The sequence below is a fragment of the Candidatus Rokuibacteriota bacterium genome, assembly GCA_016209385.1.
In the GTDB taxonomy this organism is placed as follows: Bacteria; Methylomirabilota; Methylomirabilia; order Rokubacteriales; family CSP1-6; genus JACQWB01.
Map to the genome: position 1 here is coordinate 1 of JACQWB010000245.1, position 5,797 is coordinate 5,797.

4 protein-coding genes are annotated in these 5,797 nt (G+C 66.9%); all 4 read right to left on the reverse strand.

The features are described from left to right. Window positions 1–709, reverse strand: a 709-nt coding sequence (locus HY726_18410; GenBank protein ID MBI4610969.1) for a pyruvate ferredoxin oxidoreductase, incomplete at its 3' end; no start/stop codon positions are given. 244 nt (window positions 710–953) lie between these two features. Continuing rightward, window positions 954–3,359 carry a c-type cytochrome gene (locus tag HY726_18415; GenBank protein MBI4610970.1) on the reverse strand — a complete coding sequence of 802 codons (2,406 nt, stop codon included), beginning with the start codon at window positions 3,357–3,359 and terminating at the stop codon, window positions 954–956. After that, window positions 3,356–4,351, reverse strand: coding sequence for a c-type cytochrome (locus HY726_18420; protein ID MBI4610971.1), 996 nt, complete (start codon window positions 4,349–4,351; stop codon window positions 3,356–3,358). Before HY726_18420 ends, HY726_18415 begins: the two co-directional genes overlap by 4 nt. 250 nt (window positions 4,352–4,601) lie before the next feature. Further along, window positions 4,602–5,797, reverse strand: a 1,196-nt coding sequence (locus tag HY726_18425; protein MBI4610972.1) for a hypothetical protein, incomplete at its 5' end; no start/stop codon positions are given.

Below are 5,797 nucleotides of genomic sequence, written 5' to 3' on the forward strand. Positions count from 1 at the left end.
CGATCTTCCCCTTCATGTAGGCGTCCTGGTTCTGGACCACGCCGGACATGATCGGCCGGGCCGGGTTCATCAGGTTCCGGAGCCGGGTCATCGCATAGGGGTCATCGACGAACTCTCGCATCAGCTCCGGTTCGGGCAGCAGGACGTTCTCGACGGTGTGGGTGGTGAGAAAGCCGTCCTGGACGCTGAGGAACGGGGTCTCGGACTCCTCGGCCGCGCGGCGGGCGATGAGGGCCAGGTCGCCGGCCGCCTGGCCGTTCATCGCGAAGAGGATTCCCCAGCCCGTGTCGGCCACGGCCATGACGTCATCGTGACCGCAGTGGACGTTCAGCCCCTGAGAGGTCAGCGCCCGGGCCCCGACGTGAAAGACCACCGGCAGCCGCTTCCCGGCGATCGTGTAGAGCACCTCCTTCATCAGCACCAGCCCCTGGCCCGACGTAAAGTTGGTCACGCGGCCGCCCGCCAGAGCGAAGCCCTCGCAGGTGGAGGCCGAGGAGTGCTCGGACTCCAGTTCGAGGAAGAACAGCGGCTCGCCCCAGAGATTCTTCTTGCCGTTGGCCTGGGCCGCCTGATAGCCGGCGCCCATGCTGGTGGACGAGGTGATCGGGTAGGCGCACGCTCCCTGCGAGATGTGGGTCTCCACCCAGACGACCATCTCGGAGCCGTCGGCCGTGCCGGGGATGCCGGGGTAGCGAAGATTGCGGGCCATGGCGTGGCTCTCACGGGATCGCGGTCAGCGCCGCTCCCGCCTCAGCCTTTTCCCTCGAAGCCAAGCAACGCCGGTGCCAATCCCACCTCCATGAAGGAGGGGGATCTCTGACCGCGTTTTCAAGGAGTTACGAGACCCGCCAGGAGCTGAGACGTGCTTACGTCGCTCGGGGTTGGGGCACGCCCGCCCCACGTGCCCCACGTCAGGGGGGGCAGCCCGAGCTGAGGGGGCTCGAGATCTCTGCTTACCGGCGGGCTCGCCGGATCAGCCACCACTCGAACATCCCCACGAAACCGATGGCGAGCAGTGAGTAGACGTAAGCGGTTACCGGCGCGGGGGCTTCGAGCACCACGTAGTTCCACGACGATAGCGACATCATGAGCCCCTTCTCGCCGTTCGAGCCATCCCAGGCTTGCACGGCCAAGGGGATCAGTCTTCCAACCTGGAAGGTCACATCCGTGCCGGTATCTTTCGGCACGAGGGACCGGACCATGACGACTCTCCACCGTCCGTCCTTCCAGACGCCCCGGGCTTTCACGTCCTGGGCGGCGTCGGCCTGGGCCTTGATCGGTTTCTCGAAGCCCGCGGCCAGCTCCTTCACGACCGCGTCCTTCCGGGCCTCGTTCAGGTCCGCCTGCCAGTGCCACAGGGCGACCGGCCTGCGCGGGTTCCCGAGAAAGAAGTGGGGACGCTCCGGCCCGGGCGGGATCGTCACGGGAAACTGCAGGCGAACCGCGTCACGGAGCTTTTCGCCCCGGCCCTTCCGGAGGTCGATCTTCGGGTAGGTGGACTCCGTGAGCTCCGGGTCGGGCCCGGGACGATGCTCCACGTCCTTGAAGCGGTCGTCCCACTCCAGGAGAAACGCGATGGAAGTGTCGCTGTAGTAGGCCCGCACGGTCACGGCATCGACCGAGTGGTTTTGCCAGCGCGGCTTGGCCAGCACCTGGCCGGCCAGCGGGATCGCGAGGAACCGTGTGTCCTTCCACCGCGGGTCGCTCGGATCGGTTGGAAGCTCGCCCCGGACCTTCGACGCCTTCAGGACCACGGGAGCGCCCGGCTCCTCGCTCGACTGGAGCGACTTCACGTAGTGGGCCAGGGCCCAGCGGTCCTCCTCGTTGAAGGAGTCGGCGAAGGAAGGCATCGGCGTGCCGTCCAGCCCGGTGGAGAAGCGCATGAAAATATCCCTCGCCTCACGCCCGCCTTTGATCCGCCAGCCCTTGGTCAGGTCGCCGGCCTGGATGAAATCCCCGGCGTCGTCCTTGAGCGTCGGGGCTGCCGGCCCCTCACCGCGCCCCTCCTGGCCGTGGCACTCCCAGCACTTGGCCTGCTGGTAGAGTGTCTTCCCCCTGGCGATCACCTCCGGTGAGGCCGACACCTCTTTGACCGGCTTGACCACCGTGCCCTTCTCCTTGAAGGCGTCGCCGAACTTCTTGATGTAGGCAATGACCGCCCATCGGTCCTGCTCCGAGAGGGTGGTCCAGCCCGACATCGCTGTGCCCGGCACTCCGCGCGAGATCACGCGAAAAAGGTCCTCGTCGGTGGGCGGCTCACCGGACTGGGTCGTGCGGAACTTATAGACGCCCATGGTGAAATCGCGGGGGCGCGGGTCCAGGTAGGGCGCCACGGGCCCCTGGCCGTCGCCTTTGTCACCATGACAAACTTCGCAGCGCTTGGCGTAGATCCGCCGTCCCCTCTCGATGCTCTCGGCGGTCCCGGACGAGCTCGCCTGGGCCCAGGCCGAGGAGGGCGTCATCCCTCTGAGAAACGCCAGCGCGCGCCCCGCCGGACCGGCGGACTCGAGCTTTTCCGGCTTTCGGGGCTCGACACCCGCCAGGTCGTAGGCGGCCATGACCGCCTTCCACTTCTGCTCGTCGCTGAGATCCTTCCGCCAGACCGGCATCGCCGAGTCCCAGGGGCTTCCTTCGGGGGGCAGTCCCGGGCCACCGTCGGTGACGCGCCAGAACGCGTAGGCTTCCACCACGGTCGCAATGGTGCCGGGATCGGTGAAGTTGGCCGGCTTCAGCCGAAAGCCCCACGCCATGGGGCCCGCACCGTCGGCAGCATCCCCGTGGCACGGACGGCAGTTGACCTGAAAGAGCACCCGCCCTTCGGCGAGCGCAGCCTCTTCCAAGGCCAGCCGGCCTTCCTCCAGGGTTCCTTTCTCGTTCCGGTCGGCCATCCACTTCCGCACTGTGTCGTCGCCGGGCTCGCGGAAGGGGTTCTTCAGCCGCTCGTAGGCGCCGGGAATGGTCGGGTGCTGGATCCTGAGGATGGTCGGACTCCGGACTCTGGGAACCGCGCCGGCGTACACGAAGCCCGCGGCCGTCAGCGGGAAGAGGACGAGGAGGATCACGCGCGCCACCCTCAGCAGGCGCGCGTTGCGGGCGGTGGGATTGGGACCGCGGAGGAAGCCGACGACCGGCCCTAGAAATTCGCGGATCGACTCATCGCTGCGCGTGATGTAGACGAGGGTCCCCGCCAGGGCGAGGAGCAGGTACATGACGCGGGCGGCCCCGGGCACCGGGATCGGCCGCTCCCTGCCGACCACCCACATGGCGAGATAGGGGAGGGCGTACTCGAGGAGCAGCCAGACTACCGACAGAGTAATCAGGACGCTCCAGAAGAGCGGGATTCGGCGCGGGCGGCTCATTTCAGGGTGTGGAGAAAAGCCAAGAGATCGTGGAACTCCTCCACCGTGAGGATTTCCTTGAAGTTCTCGGGCATGAGCGAGGTTTTCTGGGGGGCCTTCTGTTGGATCTGGCTTTGGGGGACCTGATGGGCCCGGCCTTGGCTGTCCACGATCTCGATCACGTTGGCGTCTTGCCTCTTGATGATCCCGGTGAGGTACTGACCCTCCTTCGTGATGACGAGGATCGGCTCGTAACCTGACGCGATGTCTTTGGAAGGCTCCAGGATGGACTCGATGATGAACCGGGTGTCCCGGGTCCCGGCGACCCCGGTCAGCTCCGGCCCCACCGTGCCGCCTTTCCCGTCCACCGCGTGGCACTTGGCGCAGGCTGCGTTGGACTCCGGGTTAAAGAACAGCTCCTCCCCCTTTTTCGGATCCCCCGGAAGGTAAGGCTTCCCCTCCTCCGCCTTCCCCGCCTGAGCGACCTGAGCCGCCAGGCCGGCCGGAAGCTTGATGGCCGCCACGTCCGCCGTTCCCCCCAGGCTCTGGAGGTACGCGATCACCGCCCTGACCTCGTCAGGCTTCAGGCTGATGGGCGGACGAATGGGGTTAGGCATCTCATTCTTGTACCCCTCTACGACGTACGCGCCCGGATCCAGTAGCGATTCAACCAGGTAATCAGTCGCGGTGAACGGCCTGCCCGTGGCCTTGGTGCGCTCCCGGGCCCGCGCCTCGGCCCTGGCTCCGATGGCGGTCCCCAGCGGACCCGACTCCCCCTGGTTCGGTCCCCGGATGGACGCGCCGCGATTTCCGACGGCGTGGCAGGTGTAGCACTTCCCCCTGCCCCAGAAGATGGCCTCGCCGGCCTCAGGGGTGATGTCGCCGCCGGTGACGACTGCCGACGCGCGACGCTCCCCTTCCCCGGAGACTCTCGTGATCACCTCGCCGATCCAGACGAAGAGGAGCACCATCGCAAGCGTAAAAACGACCACCCCAAGGAACGGACGCCTCATGTTCCCTCGGAGGGGGGCCACCCAGGCCCCCCCACGCCTCCGGCGTGGAAGCCCGGGTACCCGCCCCTTCCGACTCCTCCCCCCGTTGCAGTTCGAGCCGAGGGGCTGCCGACGAGCCGCAGGCGAGGAGAGCCACGAGGCGAGGCCCGAGTTGGTTGCGCCGGCCGGGTACCCACGCCGGAGGCGTGGGTGGGCGCTCGAACATGCGCGGACTCGTGCAGTGGCTGGGCGACGGCTGACATAGGGCGCCTCACGAGGGAGCTCTCACCTCATCGCGCCGCTCCTCTTTTTCCCCGAGCCCCGCCAGCCAGAAGACAAAGGCCACCAGGCCGAGGAAGAGGAGCACGATGCCGCCCACGACCCGCGCCATGTACGCGTTGGTGGGGGTCCAGGCCCACTCGGAGGTGTCCTGGAGGACGCCGTAGACGTGCCAGTCCTCCCTGAGGCCGGAGCGGATGAAGCCCATCAGCCCCATGAGCATGACGATGCTCACGCAGAGAAGGATCAGGGCGTATTGGGAGCGCGCCGGCATCTCCCCCCAGCGGATCCCGCCCACCGTCTCGGCCCCGCGGAAGAGGAGGACGTCGATGGTGGCGTTCCAGAGGACGCAGACCATCACCATGAGCCACTGGGCCACCGCGAGGTTCCGAAGGAAGGGGTTGGCCTTCTCCATGATGACGAAACCGTAGACCCCCAGGACGAAGACCGACGCCAGCGTGGTTGAGGCGAAGAAGAGGGCCTGGGCGAGTTTGCCCTGATCCCGGAGGGTGAGGAATCCGGTGAGGAGGACCATCCCGGCCTGTCCGAGCAGCAGATAGGCCGGAAGGGCGAAATACCCGGCCCGGTCGTGGGAGAGGTCGAGACTCTTAGGGTCCAGGGTGAGAAGGCTCCGCGCGTACCAGAGGAGAACCAGGATCGAAACGGCCGCGCCCAGGCCCAGGGCCAGCCGGGCCGTGGGGCCGTGGTCGGCGAAGGGCCGGGTCCGCCCCTTGTTGCTCCGCCGGTAGAGGAGGAAGGAAAAGAAGGTAGAGAGGATGATGAAGTTCACCGCCGCGTTCTTGGCCGACATCAGGCCGAAGTACTTGAGGAGGGGATGGAACTGGCCCCCCAGCGCCATCTGCTCCTCACCGGTGAGCGGGATGTTGCGCGGGGTGAGCCAGACCGCGAAGCAGATCAGGAGGATCACGTTGATGTACTTGATGTAGGGCTGATAGCGCTCGGCCCCGGCGATCCGTCCCATCCCCGCCCAGAGGTAGTAGTTGCCGCCGATGAAAAGCATCCCGTTCTGGACGGCCTGGATGATGAAGGTCCACGAAAACGCGCCGCCCATCATGTTGTTCCCCATCACGGGGCTCGCCGAGTAGACCTCCCGGCCCAGGTAGTAGCCGGCGAAGGGGAGCGGGATCAGGGCCGCCAGGCCCACGAAGTTCCCCACGTAGCCCATCC

What these genes read in the sequence shown, in the direction of transcription:
- HY726_18415 (MBI4610970.1), bottom strand. Translation starts at nt 3,359, where the DNA reads ATGAGCCGCCCGCGCCGAATCCCGCTCTTCTGGAGCGTCCTGATTACT.
- HY726_18420 (MBI4610971.1), bottom strand. Translation starts at nt 4,351, where the DNA reads ATGAGGCGTCCGTTCCTTGGGGTGGTCGTTTTTACGCTTGCGATGGTG.